An 18,662-nucleotide genomic window follows, 5' to 3' on the forward strand; every position below is an offset into this window, starting at 1 on the left:
AAAGAAAGCGGCGCGGTAAGTTCATAACTTTGCGCCGTTTTTTAATATGCTAAAACAGCACATTCCGTCATTTTGAATCAAGCTGAATCTGGCCCATAATGCGGTTAGAGTGACGCCCTGAGTCAATCCAATGACAATTAAAATATCTATCGACTGTATGGGTGGCGATCACGGCCCCTCAGTCACCATTCCTGCCGCTATTTCGTTTGTTCAAAGCGAGCCAGATGCCGAGCTTATTTTGGTCGGGCTGGAAGCATCGCTATTGGCCGAACTGAAAAAACACAAGGCCAGTGAGCATCCACGTTTATCGATCGTGAATGCGACCGAGGTCGTGACGATGGACGACCCCCTCGAAATCGCTTTGCGCCGCAAGAAGGATTCTTCCATGCGTGTCGCGATCAACCTGGTCAAACAGGGCGATGCCGATGCTTGCGTCTCGGCCGGTAATACGGGTGCCTTGATGGCGATCTCGCGTTACGTGCTGAAGACCTTGCCGGGTGTGAATCGTCCCGCCATTTGCAGCATCCTCCCGAATCAAAAAGACGGCCCTACCTATATGCTCGACCTCGGCGCGAACGTCGATTGCGAGCCGCAGCATTTGCATCAGTTTGCGTTGATGGGTTCTGCGCTGGTCTCCGCGATGGAAGGCAATCCGCGTCCTACCGTCGGTTTGCTGAATGTCGGCGAAGAAGATATCAAGGGCAATGAGGTGGTCAAGCAAACCGCAGTTTTGCTGCGTGCAGATCACGAGCAGGGCAGGCTGAATTTCTACGGCAACGTAGAGGGCAATGATATTTTCAAAGGTACGACCGACATCGTCGTATGTGACGGTTTCGTCGGTAATGTCACTCTCAAGGCTTCCGAGGGACTGGGACGTTTCGTCAAGAGCGTACTCACCACTGAATTTAAAAGCAGCCCGCTGAATTTGCTGGGCGCATTGATCGCACGTGGAGCCCTGAAAGCAATTTCACAACGAATGAATCCTTCTCGCTACAATGGCGGCAGTCTGCTGGGTCTGCGTGGCCTGGTATTCAAGAGTCATGGTGGTGCGGATGCTTATGGTTATCAATGGGCGATCAAGCGTGCGTTTGACGCCGCCAAGTACGATGTGTTGACGCGTATTTCGACCAAGATTGCCGATTTGATGCCGCAATCTGACGCCTCACCAGAAGATTCCGCTGTGGCAATATCTAATGCAACATCAATAGAAAAATAGAAAAGCGCATGACTATTTACAGCAAGATTATCGGTACAGGCAGCTACCTGCCACCTAACCGCGTTACCAATCAAGAACTGGCTGCGCAATTGGCCAGCAATGGCATCGAAACTTCCGACGAATGGATCGTTTCGCGCAGCGGTATTTCAGCACGTCATTATGCAGATGCAGACGTGCAATCCAGTGACCTCGCAGTAGAGGCTGCGAAGCGTGCGCTGGATATGGCCAAGCTCGGCGTCAATGATGTCGACCTGATTATCCTTGCGACCTCGACCCCGGATTTCTTCGGTGGCTTCCCAAGCACTGCCTGCGTGGTGCAGCGCAAACTGGGCATCACGAATGATTGCGCCGCTGTCGACGTACAAGCGGTATGCAGCGGCTTCGTCTACGCGGTATCGATCGCGGACAACTTCATCAAGGCCGGGACGCATAAAAACGTGTTGGTCATCGGCGCGGAAGTGTTCTCGCGCATCATCGATTTCGAAGATCGCACTACCTGCGTCTTGTTTGGTGACGGTGCCGGCGCTGTCCTGATGACGGCTTCGCAAGAGCCTGGCGTGCTGGCAACCAAGCTGCATGCAAATGGTAACTACGGCGATATCCTGTGCTTGCCTGGCAAGGTCAACAAGGGTGTGGTTGAAGGTAGCGCCTTCCTGTATATGGATGGCCCTGCAGTGTTCAAGATGGCCGTTTCGGTACTGGATAAAGTGGCGCACGAAGCGCTGGAATTGGCCGGTATGGAGTCGTCGGAAGTTGACTGGATTATCCCGCATCAGGCCAATATCCGTATCATGCAAAGCACAGCCAAAAAACTGGGCCTGGGCATGGACAAAATGATCGTGACTGTCGATCAGCACGGTAATACTTCAGCTGCTTCGATTCCTATGGCGCTCGACGTTGGTGTGCGTGATGGTCGTATCAAGCCAGGCCAGAATGTCATGATGGAAGGCGTAGGCGGCGGCTTCACCTGGGGCGCGGTGCTGGCACGGATGTGATCCCGGGGACAGGGACGCAAATCGTTTTTTTAAATAAAACTAGAAAACAAGCATGAGCAAATTCGCATTCGTTTTTCCAGGGCAAGGGTCGCAAGCGATCGGCATGCTCAACGGTTTCGCTGACAACGCAGTCGTGCAGCAAACTCTGGCAGAGGCATCGGACGCATTGCAGTTCGATCTGGCCAAATTGATTTCCGAAGGTCCGAAGGAAGAGTTGGACCTGACTACCAACACCCAACCGGTCATGCTGACGGCCGCTGTCGCGATGTATCGCGCGTGGATCGCTGCAGGCGGCAAGACTCCGGCGCTGGTCGCTGGTCATAGCCTGGGTGAATATTCCGCATTGGTTGCGGCTGGCGTGATCGCATTCAAGGATGCCGTGCCGCTGGTGCGTTTCCGCGCCAAGGCGATGCAGGAAGCCGTTCCTGTCGGCCAGGGTGGCATGGCTGCTATCCTCGGTTTGTCCGACGCGGATGTACTGGCTGTGTGTGCGGAAGCGGCGCAAGGTGATGTAGTCGAAGCGGTTAACTTCAATGCTCCAGCGCAAGTTGTCATCGCTGGTCACAAGGCTGCGATCGAGCGTGCCTGCGAAGCTGCCAAGGCGAAGGGCGCCAAACGCGCGTTGTCGCTGCCGGTTTCTGCGCCGTTCCATTCGTCTTTGCTGAAGCCTGCATCGGATCGTTTGCGCGAATACATGGCAACGCTGACTTTCAATGCGCCACAAATTCCATTGATCAATAACGTCGATGTCGCTATCGTCAGCGATGTTGATGGTATCAAGGACGCCCTGGTGCGCCAGGCTGCCAATCCGGTGCGCTGGGTTGAGACGGTGCAAAAAATGGCTGCGGATGGCGTCACTGACGTCGTTGAATGCGGTCCTGGCAAGGTATTGGCTGGTTTGACCAAGCGTATCAACGGCGAGTTGACCGGACATGCAATTGTCGATCAAGCGTCGCTGGACGCTGTTTTGGAGCTTTTGAAATAATGACTACAGTTGATTTGAGCGGCCAGGTCGCCCTGGTCACCGGCGCTTCGCGCGGTATCGGTCGTGCGATCGCACAGGAATTGGCTAAGCAGGGCGCCAAGGTAATCGGCACGGCAACGTCGGAATCCGGCGCCAACGCGATTTCCGAGTATCTCGGTAACGGCGGCAAGGGCGTCGTGCTGGACGTTAATGACGCCGCGCGCTCGGTCGAGCTGATCGATGAGATCCAGAAAGAATTCGGTGCTGTCAGCATCCTCGTCAATAATGCAGGCATCACCCAGGATCAACTGGCGATGCGCATGAAGGACGAAGAGTGGGACAGCGTCATTGCGACCAACCTGACTGCGGTCGGACGCTTGTCGCGTGCGGTTTTGCGCGGCATGATGAAGGCTAAAGCTGGTCGTATTATCAACATAACATCAGTTGTCGGCTCGTCCGGCAATGCTGGCCAGATGAATTACGCTGCAGCCAAGGCTGGTGTGGCTGGCATGAGTCGTGCTCTGGCACGTGAGATCGGTAGCCGCAACATTACCGTCAATTGCATTGCACCTGGTTTTATTGATACGGATATGACGAAAACCCTGAGCGAGCAGCAAATTGCTGCCTTGCTGCAACAGGTTCCGTTAGGACGTTTGGGCGCGGCGGAAGACGTTGCTGCTGCAGTGAGTTTCCTTGCATCGCCTCAGGCGAGTTACATTACTGGTACCACGTTGCACGTCAACGGCGGTATGTATATGAACTAAATTTGTAATTAGTCACTTTTAGCCGAAGTTTCAGGTTTCTTGATGACAAAAGCTAAAAATGAATTTTCGGTGCGCAAACCTGCTAAAATGCGCGCACTTTCTGTAACCACCCATTGGAGTTAAAACATGTCGGATATCGAACAACGCGTTAAGAAAATCGTCGCTGAACAACTGGGCGTCGCCGAAGCAGACATCAAAATCGAATCGTCTTTCGTTGACGATCTGGGCGCTGACTCGCTCGACACCGTTGAACTCGTGATGGCGCTCGAAGACGAATTCGAAATGGAAATCCCTGACGAACAAGCCGAAAAAATCACTACAGTGCAGCAGGCGATCGATTACGCCAAGGCACACGTAAAAGCGTAAGTTGTTTTGAACGACTCTAGGAGAATTGCTTGAGCCGCTCTAGTAAACGTCGTGTCGTCGTCACTGGTCTTGGTTGTATTTCTCCCGTCGGCAACACTGTCGCAGACGCATGGAATTCGCTTCTTGCAGGGCAATCTGGCATTGCAACCATCACCAAGTTTGATGCGACACCCTTCAGCACACATTTTGCTGGAGAAGTAAAAAACTTCAATATCGAGGACTACATTCCCGGTAAAGAAGCGCGCCACATGGATACATTCATCCACTACGGCGTGGCAGCTGGCATGCAGGCAATGCGAGACAGCGGTTTGGTTGTGACGGAAGAGAATGCCGAACGTATTGGCGTCATCGTCGGTTCCGGTATCGGTGGCTTGCCGCTGATCGAAGAAACCCACGCTGAGCTGACCAATCGTGGCCCGCGTCGCATCAGCCCGTTCTTTGTGCCTGCGTCCATCATCAACATGATTTCAGGTCACCTGTCGATCATTTGTGGTCTGAAAGGTCCGAATCTGGCGATTGTGACTGCATGTACCACTGGTTTGCATTCGATCGGCGCTGCTGGTCGTATGATCGAATACGGTGATGCGGACGTCATGATTGCAGGTGGTGCCGAATCGACGATTTCACCGCTGGGTCTGGGTGGTTTCGCTTCTGCACGCGCCTTGTCGTCGCGCAACGATGATCCTGCTACGGCTTCCCGTCCATGGGATAAAGACCGTGACGGTTTCGTCCTGGGCGAGGGTGCTGGCGTGATGGTGCTGGAAGAGTACGAGCATGCGAAAGCACGCGGTGCAAAAATCTATGCGGAACTGTGTGGTTTCGGCATGAGTGGCGATGCTTATCACATCACTGCTCCTAACATGGATGGCCCACGTCGCAGCATGACGAATGCACTGAAGAGCGCGGAAATCGCTGCCGATCAAGTGCAGTACCTGAATGCACATGGCACGTCGACCCCATTGGGCGATAAAAATGAAACGGATGCAGTGAAAGCCACATTTGGCGCACATGCGAAGAAGCTGACAGTCAACTCGACAAAATCGATGACAGGTCACTTGCTCGGTGGTGCCGGTGGACTTGAGTCGGTATTTACCGTGCTCGCCTTGCATCATCAAATTTCGCCGCCTACGATCAATATCTTCAATCAGGATCCGGAATGTGATCTCGACTACTGCGCTAATACCGCGCGCGAGATTCCTATTCAGTACGCCATGAAAAATAACTTCGGTTTTGGCGGTACGAACGGTACCTTGATTTTTGGTAAAGTCTGATCAAAATCCGATTATTCCGTAAGGGTAATCGGATTTTTTACTTATTCCTCCCATGTCTATTGCGGTATCAGCCGTAGTGCAGCAGTCCAGATGCTTAGCCGGGCTGCTGGTGCTGATGTGCGCAACCTTGTTTTTGATTGCCGCAGTGCTGTTGTTCGGGCTGGTTGGGGATTTGAGTTTGACAGTACGGAGCTTGCTTGCCGTCCTATGCGTAGCATGTGGATCTTATATATTTTTCCGGACTCTAAGGAATGGAAAAATATATAAGATACAAATATCGGGTAATGGTCAGATTCGTCTGGCTGGACTGCCTGCAGGTGAGAGGGCGGAACCGGGTGAGGGCGAGTTGGTGGAATTGCTGCCGGACTCGACTTTATGGCCAGGTTTGTTACTCTTACGTCTACAAAATGCCGTCCGGCAAACGCATAATGTAGTGATCTTGCCGGATTCAGTAACACCAGATAGTTATCGGGCCTTATTAGTCGCTTGTCGCTGGATAGTTATGCGGCATGCAGACGCTGATAAGCAGCGTATCAGCGGGATTTAGTTACGATTTTTTTGAACCAAACAAGTTTCGTCCAGTCAATTAGGCGAGCCGCGTGCGTGTTGCAGAATAACAAGGGAATGGATTGACGACAGAACGCGATATTGATCAGCAACTTGTCGAGCGTGTACAACGTGGCGACAAAAAAGCTTTCGAGCTATTAGTGATCAAGTACCAACGGAAATTGATGCGACTGGTGTCGCGGCTAGTCCGCGACCAGGCTGAGGCTGAAGACGTAGTGCAGGAAGCATTCATCAAGGCGTATCGCGCATTACCGCAGTTTCGCGGTGATTCGGCGTTTTATACCTGGTTATATCGTATCGGCATCAACACCGCGAAGAACTATTTGGTCACCCAGGGCCGTCGTGCTCCGACATCAACTGAAGCAGATGTCGAAGAAGCAGAAACTTTTGACGACGGAGACCACCTAAGAGATATCAATACACCGGAATCGTTGTTGGCAACCAAGCAAATCGCGCAGACTTTGAATGTGGCGATGGAGGAGTTGCCAGAAGAGTTACGAATGGCGATTACTTTGCGAGAGATCGAAGGACTGAGTTACGACGAGATAGCTGAATCGATGGGTTGCCCTATCGGTACAGTACGCAGCCGGATCTTCCGGGCGCGCGAAGCCATCTCGGAAAAATTAAGGCCGTTGCTGGATACGGCACTCGATAAACGTTGGTGAAAAATAAATAAAGAAACGCTTTTTGCTGCAAATATAGGGGTAGCCTTAATTTTTTCGAGGTAGTGATGAATACGATGAATATGACGCGGGAACAGATATCAGCTTTTGCCGATAACGAATTGTCTGATGGACATGTCGATATCGCTTTGGCTGCATTGCGCCAGCAAGAAGGACGCGATACGTGGAATATGTATCATCAAATCGGCGACGCCCTGCGCTCCGACGATTTGAATACTCAGTTGAGTGCAGATTTCAATACGCGCATGTTTGCCATGCTGGATGCAGAGCCGACCATCATGGTGCCTGCAGAGAAACGCGTAGCCGTGGCCAAAAAGGATGCAGCGTTCCGCCGCTTCGCCATGCCAGCCGGTATGGCTGCTGCTGTCGCGGTCGCCGCTTTCCTGACCGTGCCGCAAATGATGACGCCGAATGCGCCGGTAGTAACGGCTGCCGCAGCGCCTGAAACGATTACTGTCGCCAGCAAGGATGGTGAAGTCCTGCGTGATCCGCGTATAGACGACTATCTGTTGGCACACCAACGTTTTTCACCTTCTGTGTACAGCAGTGCGCAGTACGCCCGCGCAGCTACCTTCGCTGTTGACTCAGACAAGTAATAAATATGCGGCAAACATTAGGTTTTTTTAAATTCGTAGTGCTTTTTTCCAGCGTCATGGCGTTCACCGCTTATGCGGAGGATGCCGGCGCTGGTCACGAACAGCAAGATACGCAGGTATGGCTGAAGAAAATCCAGTCATCTGCACAGAAGCTGAATTACTCGGGCACCTTCGTCTATCAGCAGGGCAATCACGTACGCACCTCGCGTATCACGCATATCTTCAATGGCAAGAACGAGCTTGAGAAACTCGAGATACTCGATGGCAAGCCGCGTGAGTACATCCGCAACAATGAAGAGGTTGCCTGCTACATCCCGGAAGTGAAATCGATACGTGTAGAAAAGCGCGTGACGAAAGACGTCTTCCCGGCCATCCTGGGTGCCAATCCGGCAGACCTGGCTGAGCACTACCATTTCAAAAAAGGCGAGACTGGCCGCATAGCTGGTTTTGATTGCCAGGCCATTATCCTGGAGCCGAAAGACAAGCTGCGTTATGGCTACAAGCTGTGGGCTGACAAATCGACTGGTCTCTTGCTCAAGGCACAGACGCTGAACGAGAAAAATGATGTGGTCGAACAGATTGCATTTACCCAGCTGTCCATCGGTCATATCGATCCTAGTCGTGTGAAATCGAGTTTCCCGAATACCCAGGGCTGGCGCGTAGAAAATGCCGTCATGAGTGAAACCAATTTGTCCGGCTGGTCGGTGAAGGATATTCCGCCCGGCTTCAAAAAAATACGTGAGATGAAGCGCCTGGTGACCGATACCGCACCTGCGAATGCAGCGGACAACGCCGCGCCTACGCAACGTGAAGTGTCGCAAATTGTTTATTCGGACGGATTGGCAGCGATCTCGGTCTTTATTGAATCAGGTACGCAAAGCCGGACCGAAGGCTCGATGCAGCAAGGCGCGATGAACATCGTCGGCAAGCGGCAGGGTGATTATTGGTTGACGGTAGTGGGCGAGGTGCCTGCGGCAGCGATCAAGCAGGTTTCCAATTCGATAGAGTTCAAGTCTAAATAAGAATTTTTGAATTTATGAAAACAATTCCTCTCGTGCACAAAAAGCTCTCCGTAGTTTTATTCGGTGTTGCGAGTGCATTCTTTATTCCTGCGCTTGCAGGTGTCGCACCTGCTGTCGCTGCACCATCCGTTGCCGGTTTGCCTGACTTCACCGATCTGGTTGAAAAAACCGGCCCGGCGGTGGTGAATATCCGTACTACGGAAAAAGCCAAAGTCAGCCAGCAAGGCAATGCAGCGACCGACGATGAAGAAATGCAGGAATTTTTCCGTCGTTTCTTCGGTGCGCCAATTCCGCCGCGTCAGCAACAGCCTGCGCCACGTGGACGTGGCAAAGCCGCACCTGAAGCGGAAGAAGAAGTGCCGCGTGGTGTGGGCTCTGGCTTCATCATTTCTGCTGACGGTTACGTCATGACCAATGCGCACGTCGTCAATGGTGCGGACGAGGTCTATGTCACCCTGACTGACAAGCGCGAATACAAAGCAAAAATCATCGGTGCGGATATACGCACTGACGTCGCAGTCGTCAAGATTGAGGGCAGCAACCTGCCGCGTCTGGCGATGGGCGACTCCAACAAGATACGTGTAGGTGAATGGGTGATCGCGATCGGTTCGCCGTTCGGCCTGGATAACTCTGTGACGGCGGGTATCGTGTCGGCGAAAGCACGTGATACCGGTGATTACCTGCCTCTGATCCAGACTGACGTGGCTGTCAACCCGGGTAACTCGGGTGGTCCGCTGATCAATATGCGCGGTGAAGTGATCGGTATCAACTCGCAAATCTACAGCCGCTCCGGTGGCTACATGGGCATCTCGTTCGCAGTGCCTATCGACGAAGCTATGCGTGTGGCAGATCAATTGCGCACTACCGGTAAAGTGACGCGCGGTCGTATCGGCGTACAGATCGGTGAAGTGACGAAAGACGTCGCCGAGTCCCTCGGTTTGCCGCGTCCGCAAGGTGCGCAGGTACAACGCGTGGAACCAGGTGGCCCGGCTGAAAAAGGTGGCCTGGAAGCTGGCGACGTGATCCTGAAATTCAATGGCGTCAGCATCGAGCGCTCCAGCGATTTGCCACGTCTGGTTGGTGGTACCAAGCCAGGTACCCGTTCCGTGATCTCGGTATGGCGCAAGGGCGCAATGCGCGACCTGAACCTGACGGTAGCCGAGCTGGAAGCCGACAAGGTCGTGAAGAAAGAAGAGAAGAAGCCGAAGGCTGAGCAGGTTGCGAATGCGCTCGGTATGATCGTCAGTGACTTGAGTGCAGCACAGCTCAAGGAACTGAAGATAGATGGCGGTGTTCTGCTGGAAGCGACTGAAGGTGCTGCAGCGCGTGCCGGTTTGCGTGCCGGTGACATCATCCTGCGTCTGAATAACACAGACATCAAGGATGCGCGTCAATTCAACGGTCTGGTAGCCAAGCTGGATACCAAGAAAACCACTTTGCTGCTGGTGCGTCGCGGTGATTCCTCACAATTCGTGACGATCAAACCTCTGGCGCAGTAAGCCGACTAACGAAGATGAGGCTGCCTGCTGAAAAGCTCGCAGCCTTTTCTTTTGCCTGCGAAGGTCATCCTTGATGCAATTCACACTTTATTCGCGTATCTACTGTCATCTGTGCGATGACATGCTGCAGGCATTGCAAACCTTGCTCGGGCCGGATACTTATCCGATCCATGTGCTGGATGTCGATGCTGATCCGGCCCTGGTCGCGCAATATGATGAACTGGTACCAGTGCTGCTCGGTCATAAGGAGGGGCAAGCGGTGCAACAGCTGTGCCACTATTTTCTGGATGAGGCCGCGGTACGGGCCTTTGTTGCACATTCATAAACGGTATCGTCAGCTTCGGCGGCGCGTATCAGCGGAAATGATAGGGCTAATGTGATTTCGTATGAAATTGTCACACCAAACGCAGAAGCCGGGAATTTCCGGGATTTCCCCTCTGAAATCCGGTAAAATGCCGTGGCCGTCATCCCTCTGTAACAAGGCGCTCGCTTGGGGAAGCATCCCAGCATAGAGCGCTTTTTTTGTAATTGTCACTTGGTTAATGAACAACATTCGCAATTTTTCCATCATCGCCCATATCGACCACGGTAAATCGACTCTTGCCGACCGCATTATCCAATTGTGCGGCGGCTTGTCCGATCGCGAAATGGAGGCGCAAGTCCTTGATTCCATGGACATTGAGCGTGAGCGCGGGATTACCATCAAGGCGCAGACCGCAGCCCTGACGTACAAGGCGCGTGACGGCGAGGTCTATAACCTGAACCTGATTGATACACCGGGTCACGTCGATTTCAGCTACGAAGTCAGCCGTTCGCTGTCTGCCTGCGAAGGTGCTTTGCTGGTAGTCGACGCGTCACAAGGCGTGGAAGCGCAAACCGTAGCGAACTGCTATACCGCGCTGGATCTGGGCGTGGAAGTGGTGCCGGTACTGAACAAGATCGACTTGCCATCTGCTGATCCGGCCAATGCCTGTGCAGAAATCGAAGAAGTGATCGGGATTGATGCCAGCGACGCTGTGCATTGCTCGGCCAAAACCGGCCTCGGTGTGCAAGACGTACTGGAATCGCTGATTGCCAAGGTGCCGCCGCCTAAGGGTGATGCGAGTGCACCGCTGCAGGCATTGATCGTCGATTCCTGGTTCGATAACTACGTCGGCGTGGTGATGCTGGTACGTGTGGTGAACGGTACTTTGCGTCCGAAAGACAAAATTCTGTTGATGGCCAGCGACTCGCAGCATCTGGTCGAAAGCGTCGGCGTGTTCACTCCTAAATCGATTTCGCGCGATGCGCTGACAGCCGGGCAGGTGGGTTTCATCATCGCCGGTATCAAAGAGCTGAAAGCAGCCAAGGTCGGTGATACCGTGACCCTGGTCAGCCGTCCGGCAGCCGAGCCTTTGCCTGGTTTCAAGGAAGTGCAGCCACAAGTGTTTGCCGGTCTGTTCCCGGTTGAGGCCAACCAGTACGACGCTTTGCGTGATTCGCTGGAAAAACTGAAGCTGAACGATGCCGCCCTGATGTACGAACCGGAAGTGTCGCAGGCGCTGGGCTTCGGCTTCCGCTGCGGTTTCCTTGGTTTGCTGCATATGGAAATCGTGCAGGAACGTCTCGAACGCGAGTTCGACATGGACCTCATCACGACTGCACCTACCGTTATTTACGAAGTGGTCTTGCGTGACGGCTCCATCCTGATGGTGGATAACCCGTCCAAGATGCCTGATCCTTCGAAAATCGAAGAAATCCGCGAACCTATCGTCACCGTCAATCTCTACATGCCGCAGGAGTACGTCGGCTCGGTGATTACGCTGTGTACGCAAAAACGCGGCATCCAGATGGACATGAGCTACCACGGCAAACAGGTCAAACTGATCTATGAAATGCCGATGGCAGAAATCGTGCTCGACTTCTTCGATAAGCTGAAGTCGACCTCGCGCGGTTACGCGTCCATGGATTACGAGTTCAAGGAGTACCGTTCATCCGATGTGGTCAAGGTCGATATGCTGATCAATAGCGAGAAGGTTGATGCGCTGGCGATCATCGTGCATCGAGCCAACAGCCAGTATCGTGGACGTGCAGTAGCTGCCAAGATGCGCGAGCTGATTCCGCGTCAAATGTTTGACGTTGCGATTCAGGCCGCTATCGGTGCCAACATTATTTCGCGTGAAAACGTGAAAGCGCTGCGTAAAAACGTTTTGGCGAAATGTTATGGCGGCGATATCAGCCGTAAACGCAAGCTGCTGGAAAAACAAAAAGCCGGTAAGAAACGCATGAAGCAAGTGGGCTCGGTAGAGATTCCACAGGAAGCGTTCCTGGCAATTCTACAAGTGGATGAGAAATGACGTTTCAAGACATCTTAGGTAATTTTTCGCTGATTCTTTTCATCCTGATGGTGGGAACCGGCATCGTCTGGTTCCTCGATGTGCTGTACCTGAAGAAGCAACGACGTGCCAAGGCAGACGCAGTGCTGGCTGAATATGATGCACGCAATGCGAAGCTGGCAGGCGAGGGTATCAAGCCTGACACGACCGGCCGTTCTGCACTGGAAGCCAGCCTGTTGCGCCAACCGGCCTGGATAGAGTATTCGGGTAGCTTCTTCCCGGTGATTGCGTTGGTGTTCTTCCTGCGCTCCTTCCTGTACGAGCCGTTCAAGATTCCATCGACCTCGATGGTGCCGACGCTGCAAGTCGGTGACCTGATCCTGGTTAACAAATACCAGTACGGCATTCGCTTGCCTATCATCAACAAGAAAATCATCGATGTCGGCACACCGCAACGCGGTGACGTTATGGTCTTCAAATACCCGGAAAACATGGCGCTGGACTACATCAAGCGCGTGGTGGGGGTACCTGGTGATACCGTCACTTATCGCAACAAGCGCTTGATCGTGAACGGCCAGCCGGTGTCCTACAAGCCTTTGCCAGACTATCTGGATGAAGAGACACTGAGCTACTCCAAGCACCTGAGCGAAGATTTGAACGGTGTGGCTCACCAAATCCTGAATAATCCACGTGCACCGTCCTATGTGGCTAATCCGCACGACTTCCCGAACCGGGAATTGTGTAATTACGATGTAGAAGGATTTACCTGCAAGGTCCCTGCTGGACAATATTTCATGATGGGTGATAATCGGGATAACAGCCTGGATAGCCGTTACTGGGGTTTCGTGCCGGATAAAAACATTGTCGGAAAAGCATTTTTTATCTGGTTGAATCTGAACAACTTCCCGAGCAACCTCGGTCGTATCGGTAATTTCCAGTAATCAATATCAGGAGCGCGTACATGGGATACCCGTTGCAGAACAAGCGTTATCAACAAGGCATTAGTTTGGTAGGCCTGATCGTGGTGTTGGCTGTGATAGGGGCAATTGCAGTATTGGCAATGAAAGTAACGCCTACCGTGACTGAGTATTTCTCGATCAAGAAGGCGATCGCCAGCGTCAAGGCTGCGGGCGGTTCGGTGCCGGAAATGCGTGCAGCGTTTAACCGTCAGGCTGAAGTCGGTTATATCGATGCAATCGATGGCAAGGATCTGGACATCGTCAAGAATGGCGACGACACTGAAATCAGCTTTGCTTATCAAAAAACGATACCGCTAGGCGGACCGGTCAGCCTGCTGATCGATTACGCTGGTTCGACCGGTAACGGCGTAGCAAAGAAAGCTCTACCTTAAGGCGATGAAGCGATAGAAATAAGCGATAGAAAAATGGATTTAACGTTATTGCAAAACCGGCTGGGCCACACTTTCAAGGATGCTGTCTTGTTGCAGCAGGCTTTGACACATCGTAGCCACGGTAGCGTACATAACGAGCGCCTTGAATTCCTCGGCGATTCCATTTTGAATTGCGTGGTTGCCTCGCTGTTGTTTGATCGTTACAGCAAGATAGATGAAGGTGACTTGTCACGTTTGCGCGCCAATCTGGTCAAGCAACAATCGCTGTACGAAATCGCACAGCGCCTCGAGTTGTCGCACTTCCTGCGCCTCGGTGAGGGTGAATTAAAATCGGGTGGTTTCCGTCGTCCGTCTATCCTGGCTGATACGCTGGAAGCGTTGTTTGGTGCGATCTATCTCGATGCCGGTTTCGATATCGCACGCGATGTTATCCGCGCGCTCTACATTCCGATACTCGATAGCGTCGATCCCAAGACGCTGGGCAAAGACGCCAAGACTTTATTGCAGGAATACCTGCAGGGTAAAAAAATCGCTTTGCCGCAATACAATGTGGTCGCTACCCATGGTGCCGCCCACAATCAGGAATTCGAAATCGAATGCCTGGTCCCCAAGCTGGACATCCAGGTATTTGGCACTGGCGGCAGTCGCCGCGCCGGTGAGCAGGCTGCAGCCAAGCTGGCACTGGAAGCAGTGCAGGCCGCATTCGTCAAAGCACCTGCTGCCAGCCGCAAAGCCAAACCGCGTACCGCGCAACTGAAGCTGGCAGGTATCGCGACGGTGCAACTGGATGAAGCTGACAAGGCAGCCAAGGCACCGGCAAAGACCGAAGCTAAAAACACCAAGGCTGAAATCAAGCCTGTTACTGAATCAACTGAAGCGCCGACCAACGATGGGCAAAAGAGTCTGATCACCGAGCATGATGCCGCGAAAACGACATCTGCCGCATCTGATGACGGCGCAACAAAATCTTCTACCACTACACATTCTAAAATTGCATGACTGAATCCGCCGCACTGTCTCACTTTCGATGCGGTTATATCGCGATCGTCGGTCGCCCTAACGTCGGTAAATCGACTTTGATGAATGAGTTGATCGGCGCCAAGGTCAGCATCACATCGCGCAAGGCACAAACCACGCGCCATCGCATCACCGGCATCCAGACTGTGGAAGATGCGCAGTTTGTGTATGTCGACACGCCTGGTTTCCAGACGCGTCATGCGAATGCCTTGAACAAGACACTGAACCGTACGGTGACGAATACGCTGACTGCCGCGGACGTCATCCTGTATGTAATTGAAGCGGGTACTTTCGGCCAGGCCGATCAACAAGTGCTGGACCTGATCCCGAAAAATGTTCCTTGCATACTCGTGATTAACAAGTCTGATCGCACCAAGGACAAGGCAGTTTTGCTGCCGTTCGCACAGCAAATCGCCGCCAAGCATGACTTCGCAGCCGTGGTGCCGGTGTCGGCCAAGCTGCGTTTCCAGCTCGATGGTTTGCAAGGCGAAATCAAAAAATACCTGCCGGAAAACCCGCCTATCTTCGGCGAAGATGACATCACTGACCGCAGCGAAAAATTCCTCGCTGCTGAAATCGTGCGCGAAAAAGTATTCCGTTTCGTGGGCGATGAATTGCCGTACACCAGCACTGTGCTGATCGAGAAATTTGAAGTCGAAGGCAATCTGCGTCGCGTATTCGCTGCGATCCTGGTTGAGCGCGACACCCATAAATCGATGGTCATCGGTAACAAGGGTGCCCGTCTTAAAGATATCTCTACCCAGGCGCGTCTCGATATGGAGCGCCTGTTCGGTGGCCCGGTGTATCTGGAAATCTGGGTCAAGGTCAAATCAGGCTGGGCTGATAACGAAGCCGGTCTGCGTGCATACGGATACGAATAGCCCTAGCTAAAGATGGCTGCATCTATCGCCGACGTCAGTTCTTTCAACGACTCTTCAGCCGAAGAACAGCCGTCGGTGCCCGCAGAAAGTGTTGCGGAAACATCTGCTGCGAAACCTGCAAAATCCATCAAAGCGGCACCACGCCGTGCCCGTACCCCGGAAAAAGAATTCCGCATCGCCGGACAACCCGGCTTTGTGCTGCACAGCTATCCCTACAAAGAAACCAGCCTGATCGTCGATGTATTTACACGCGATCATGGTCGCATAGCGCTGGTCGCCAAAGGTGCCAAGCGTCCGCATTCCCAGTTACGTGGCGTGCTGCAAACCTTCCAGCCTTTATCAGTCGGCTGGAGCGGTAAGGCTGAAGTGCGTACGCTGACTGCGGCAGAGTGGGTTGGTGGGCTGTTGCCGCTGGAGAAATCGGCTCTGCTATGCGGCTTTTACCTGAACGAATTACTGGTGAAATTGCTGGCGCGTGATGATCCGCATCCGGCTTTGTTTGATCACTACATCAGTGCCCTGAATCAGTTGGCGCATGACGAACCGGCAGCGATAGTATTGCGCAAATTCGAGCGCGCCTTGTTGCAGGAAACCGGTGTCGCCAGCGACTGGCGTGTCTGCGCTGGCAGTGGCAAGGCGATCACCCTCGAACAAATTTATGTGCTGGATCCAGAACGTGGTCCGCGTCCTGCGCGTCCATCCGATGTCTGGCCACGCGTCTCCGGCAAGACCTTGCTGGATATGGAAAACGAAGATTACAGCGATGCGCAAACGCAAACGCAAAGTAAATTCCTGATGCGTTTCCTGCTCGCTCATCATCTCAATGGTGCGCCTCTTAACACCCGTCAAATATTGATCGACTTGCTGCAGCTTTAACGGAACCCCATACATGAGCTATCTTCAACCAGCTTCCACCATCATCGATCTCGGCATCAATATCGACCACGTTGCCACCTTGCGCAATGCGCGCGGCACTGTCTATCCGGACCCATTGCAAGCTGCCTTGCTGGCGGAAGAGGCCGGCGCTGATGCGATCACGCTGCACTTGCGCGAAGACCGTCGCCACATCAAGGATGCGGACGTCGAGGTGATCCGTCCCAAGCTGTTGACACGCATGAACCTGGAATCGGCAGTGACGACCGAAATGGTTGACTTCGCCTGTCGTATCAAGCCGCAAGATGTTTGCCTGGTACCGGAGCGACGCGAAGAAGTGACCACCGAAGGTGGGCTGGATATCGTTAAGTATTTCGATGTGGTTGCTGCAGCGATCCGCCAATTGCAAGCCGAAGGCATACGCGTGAGTCTCTTCATCGATGCCGATGCAGAGCAAATCCAGGCAGCAGCTGAAGCAGGTGCGCCCGTCATAGAGTTGCACACCGGACGCTATGCTGATGCACATGACGCTGCACAACAGCAGGCCGAACTGGAGCGCGTGCAACGCGGTGTAGCGGAAGGGATTGCGCGCGGCCTGAAGGTCAATGCAGGCCATGGCTTGCACTACACCAATGTGCAGGCCGTCGCGGCCATTCCGGATATCTCCGAACTCAATATCGGCCACGCCATCGTTGCACATGCGGTCTTCGTAGGCTGGCAAAACGCCGTGCGCGAAATGAAAGCCATCATGATCGCGGCACGCCTGGCTGGAATGAGAAAATGATATACGGCATAGGCACTGACATCCTTAAAATCGATCGCATAGAAGCGGCGCTGGGGCGCCATGGTGATCGCTTTGCCGAGCGCATCCTGGGCAAGGAAGAGCTGGAGAAGTACTATCGTCGCAAGGCCAAGGTAGAGGCACGCGGTTTGCGCTTCCTGGCGACACGCTTCGCGGCGAAGGAAGCATTTTCAAAAGCGATAGGGCTGGGCATACACATGCCCATGACCTGGCGTGCTGCGCAAATACTGAATGCGCCCAGTGGTAAACCTATCATCGTCGCCAGCGGCAAGCTGGAAGAATTCATGCAGGAAAATGGACTGACCGCACAGGTTTCGATAACGGATGAAGTCGAGTATGCGGTCGCTTTTGTGATTGTGGAGAAAAAATGAACGCAGCAGTGTTAAGTACAGCAGCTAGAAATGCTACAGAAAAATTCGGTCCGGTAATGCTGGACGTGGTCGGCACCACACTGAGTGCTGACGATATCCGTCGCATCCAGCATCCGCTGACCGGTGGCGTGATCCTGTTTGCGCGCAACTATACGGATCGCGCGCAACTGACAGCGTTGACGGCTGCTATCCATGCAGCGCGTCCGGGCATTGTGATTGCAGTCGACCATGAAGGCGGCCGCGTCCAACGTTTCAAAACGGATGGCTTCACGCATTTGCCAGCGATGCGCAAACTGGGTGCGCTGTGGGACAAGGATGTACTGGCAGCGACCAAGGCTGCGACCGATGTCGGCTATGTGCTGGCAGCTGAATTGCGTGCCTGCGGCGTTGATTTGTCGTTCACACCGGTGCTGGATCTGGACTATGGTGAATCGGGTGTGATCGGTGATCGCGCCTTCCATCGCGATGCACGTGTGGTTACCATGCTGGCGAAGAGCCTGAACCATGGCCTGATGCTGGCTGGCATGCTCAACTGCGGCAAACATTTCCCCGGCCACGGTTTTGTCAAAGCGGATTCGCATCTGGAAATCCCGGTTGACGAACGCGAACTGAAGCAGATTCTGGCGGAAGATGCAGCACCATACGACTGGCTCGGCCTGAGCCTGGCGGGTGTGATGCCAGCGCACGTGATCTATCCGAAAGTCGACAAGCATCCAGCCGGTTTCTCACGCAAATGGCTGACCATGCTGCGCAAGGATTTCGGCTTTGAAGGTTTGATCTTCAGCGATGACCTCAGCATGGAAGGCGCGAGTGTCGCCGGTACCGTGATCGATGGTGCGCATGCGGCATTGAACGCGGGTTGCGATATGGTGCTGATCTGTAATTCCCCGGACAAGGCAGATCAACTGCTGGCAGGCTTGCAGGTCAAGGATAACAAGGCAACGCAAGAGTCGGCTGCCCGTATTGCGGCGCTGACCCCGCAGTCACCAGCATTGAGCTGGGATGCCTTGCAACAGGACGCGCGTTATCTCGCGGCGAAGAAGGCTGCAAAAGCACTCGCTGCATCTTGAGTGCATACTTGTGCCACCGTGAGTAAATACGTAAACCAA

The 18,662-nt window shown here is 53.5% G+C and carries 21 protein-coding genes; all 21 read left to right on the plus strand.

Annotated elements, in window-relative coordinates; translation table 11 throughout:
* Positions 1–130: 130 nt before the first annotated feature.
* The 21 genes from plsX to nagZ all read left to right on the plus strand — a co-directional run bounded on the left by plsX (position 131) and on the right by nagZ (position 18,623).
* Positions 131–1,216 (plus strand): phosphate acyltransferase PlsX, encoded by a 1,086-nt coding sequence (gene plsX, locus IXC47_RS05160; RefSeq protein ID WP_175626613.1) that lies wholly within the window; start codon positions 131–133, stop codon positions 1,214–1,216.
* Positions 1,217–1,224: 8 nt separating this feature from the next.
* On the plus strand, positions 1,225–2,211 hold the full coding sequence (locus IXC47_RS05165; RefSeq protein WP_195874909.1) for a beta-ketoacyl-ACP synthase III: 987 nt from the start codon (positions 1,225–1,227) through the stop codon (positions 2,209–2,211).
* Between the two features lie 52 nt (positions 2,212–2,263).
* Complete coding sequence (gene fabD / locus IXC47_RS05170) at positions 2,264–3,196, plus strand: ACP S-malonyltransferase (RefSeq protein WP_195874910.1); 933 nt, start codon at positions 2,264–2,266, stop codon at positions 3,194–3,196.
* Positions 3,196–3,939, plus strand: a complete 744-nt coding sequence (gene fabG / locus IXC47_RS05175; protein ID WP_195874911.1) for a 3-oxoacyl-ACP reductase FabG — start codon at positions 3,196–3,198, stop codon at positions 3,937–3,939. The genes fabD and fabG overlap by 1 nt, the downstream gene beginning before the upstream one ends.
* A gap of 126 nt (positions 3,940–4,065) precedes the next feature.
* Entirely contained in the window at positions 4,066–4,305 is a 240-nt protein-coding gene (gene acpP, locus IXC47_RS05180) for an acyl carrier protein (protein WP_009664389.1), read from the plus strand.
* Between the two features lie 29 nt (positions 4,306–4,334).
* On the plus strand, positions 4,335–5,576 hold the full coding sequence (gene fabF / locus IXC47_RS05185; protein WP_195874912.1) for a beta-ketoacyl-ACP synthase II: 1,242 nt from the start codon (positions 4,335–4,337) through the stop codon (positions 5,574–5,576).
* Between the two features lie 52 nt (positions 5,577–5,628).
* Entirely contained in the window at positions 5,629–6,123 is a 495-nt protein-coding gene (locus IXC47_RS19570) for a protein YgfX (protein ID WP_407651069.1), read from the plus strand.
* Positions 6,124–6,205: 82 nt separating this feature from the next.
* Positions 6,206–6,808 carry an RNA polymerase sigma factor RpoE gene (gene rpoE, locus IXC47_RS05190; RefSeq protein ID WP_124575132.1) on the plus strand — a complete coding sequence of 201 codons (603 nt, stop codon included), beginning with the start codon at positions 6,206–6,208 and terminating at the stop codon, positions 6,806–6,808.
* 65 nt (positions 6,809–6,873) lie between these two features.
* A complete protein-coding gene (locus IXC47_RS05195; protein WP_175626617.1) occupies positions 6,874–7,422 on the plus strand; it encodes a sigma-E factor negative regulatory protein in 549 nt (182 codons plus the stop codon).
* 5 nt (positions 7,423–7,427) lie between these two features.
* Positions 7,428–8,444: a MucB/RseB C-terminal domain-containing protein gene (locus tag IXC47_RS05200; protein ID WP_175626618.1), complete on the plus strand. Its 1,017-nt coding sequence runs from the start codon at positions 7,428–7,430 to the stop codon at positions 8,442–8,444.
* Between the two features lie 14 nt (positions 8,445–8,458).
* Complete coding sequence (locus tag IXC47_RS05205) at positions 8,459–9,943, plus strand: DegQ family serine endoprotease (protein ID WP_195874913.1); 1,485 nt, start codon at positions 8,459–8,461, stop codon at positions 9,941–9,943.
* Positions 9,944–10,016: 73 nt separating this feature from the next.
* Complete coding sequence (locus IXC47_RS05210; RefSeq protein WP_195874914.1) at positions 10,017–10,268, plus strand: glutaredoxin family protein; 252 nt, start codon at positions 10,017–10,019, stop codon at positions 10,266–10,268.
* 217 nt (positions 10,269–10,485) lie between these two features.
* Entirely contained in the window at positions 10,486–12,279 is a 1,794-nt protein-coding gene (gene lepA / locus IXC47_RS05215) for a translation elongation factor 4 (RefSeq protein ID WP_195874915.1), read from the plus strand.
* Positions 12,276–13,199 (plus strand): signal peptidase I, encoded by a 924-nt coding sequence (lepB, locus tag IXC47_RS05220; RefSeq protein WP_195874916.1) that lies wholly within the window; start codon positions 12,276–12,278, stop codon positions 13,197–13,199. The genes lepA and lepB overlap by 4 nt, the downstream gene beginning before the upstream one ends.
* 20 nt (positions 13,200–13,219) lie before the next feature.
* A complete protein-coding gene (locus tag IXC47_RS05225) occupies positions 13,220–13,609 on the plus strand; it encodes a DUF4845 domain-containing protein (RefSeq protein ID WP_175626623.1) in 390 nt (129 codons plus the stop codon).
* Positions 13,610–13,642: 33 nt separating this feature from the next.
* Positions 13,643–14,608 (plus strand): ribonuclease III, encoded by a 966-nt coding sequence (rnc, locus tag IXC47_RS05230; protein WP_195874917.1) that lies wholly within the window; start codon positions 13,643–13,645, stop codon positions 14,606–14,608.
* A complete protein-coding gene (gene era / locus IXC47_RS05235) occupies positions 14,605–15,507 on the plus strand; it encodes a GTPase Era (RefSeq protein WP_175626625.1) in 903 nt (300 codons plus the stop codon). The genes rnc and era overlap by 4 nt, the downstream gene beginning before the upstream one ends.
* Before the next feature lie 12 nt (positions 15,508–15,519).
* Entirely contained in the window at positions 15,520–16,383 is an 864-nt protein-coding gene (gene recO, locus IXC47_RS05240; protein ID WP_195874918.1) for a DNA repair protein RecO, read from the plus strand.
* Positions 16,384–16,396: 13 nt separating this feature from the next.
* Positions 16,397–17,164: a pyridoxine 5'-phosphate synthase gene (gene pdxJ, locus IXC47_RS05245; RefSeq protein ID WP_195874919.1), complete on the plus strand. Its 768-nt coding sequence runs from the start codon at positions 16,397–16,399 to the stop codon at positions 17,162–17,164.
* Positions 17,161–17,553, plus strand: a complete 393-nt coding sequence (gene acpS / locus IXC47_RS05250; protein WP_195874920.1) for a holo-ACP synthase — start codon at positions 17,161–17,163, stop codon at positions 17,551–17,553. Before pdxJ ends, acpS begins: the two co-directional genes overlap by 4 nt.
* Positions 17,550–18,623, plus strand: coding sequence for a beta-N-acetylhexosaminidase (nagZ, locus tag IXC47_RS05255; protein WP_195874921.1), 1,074 nt, complete (start codon positions 17,550–17,552; stop codon positions 18,621–18,623). The genes acpS and nagZ overlap by 4 nt, the downstream gene beginning before the upstream one ends.
* Positions 18,624–18,662: the final 39 nt, after the last annotated feature.

Origin of the sequence: Herminiimonas contaminans, assembly GCF_015645465.1 — a bacterium.
In the GTDB taxonomy this organism is placed as follows: Bacteria; Pseudomonadota; Gammaproteobacteria; order Burkholderiales; family Burkholderiaceae_D; genus Oxalicibacterium; species Oxalicibacterium contaminans.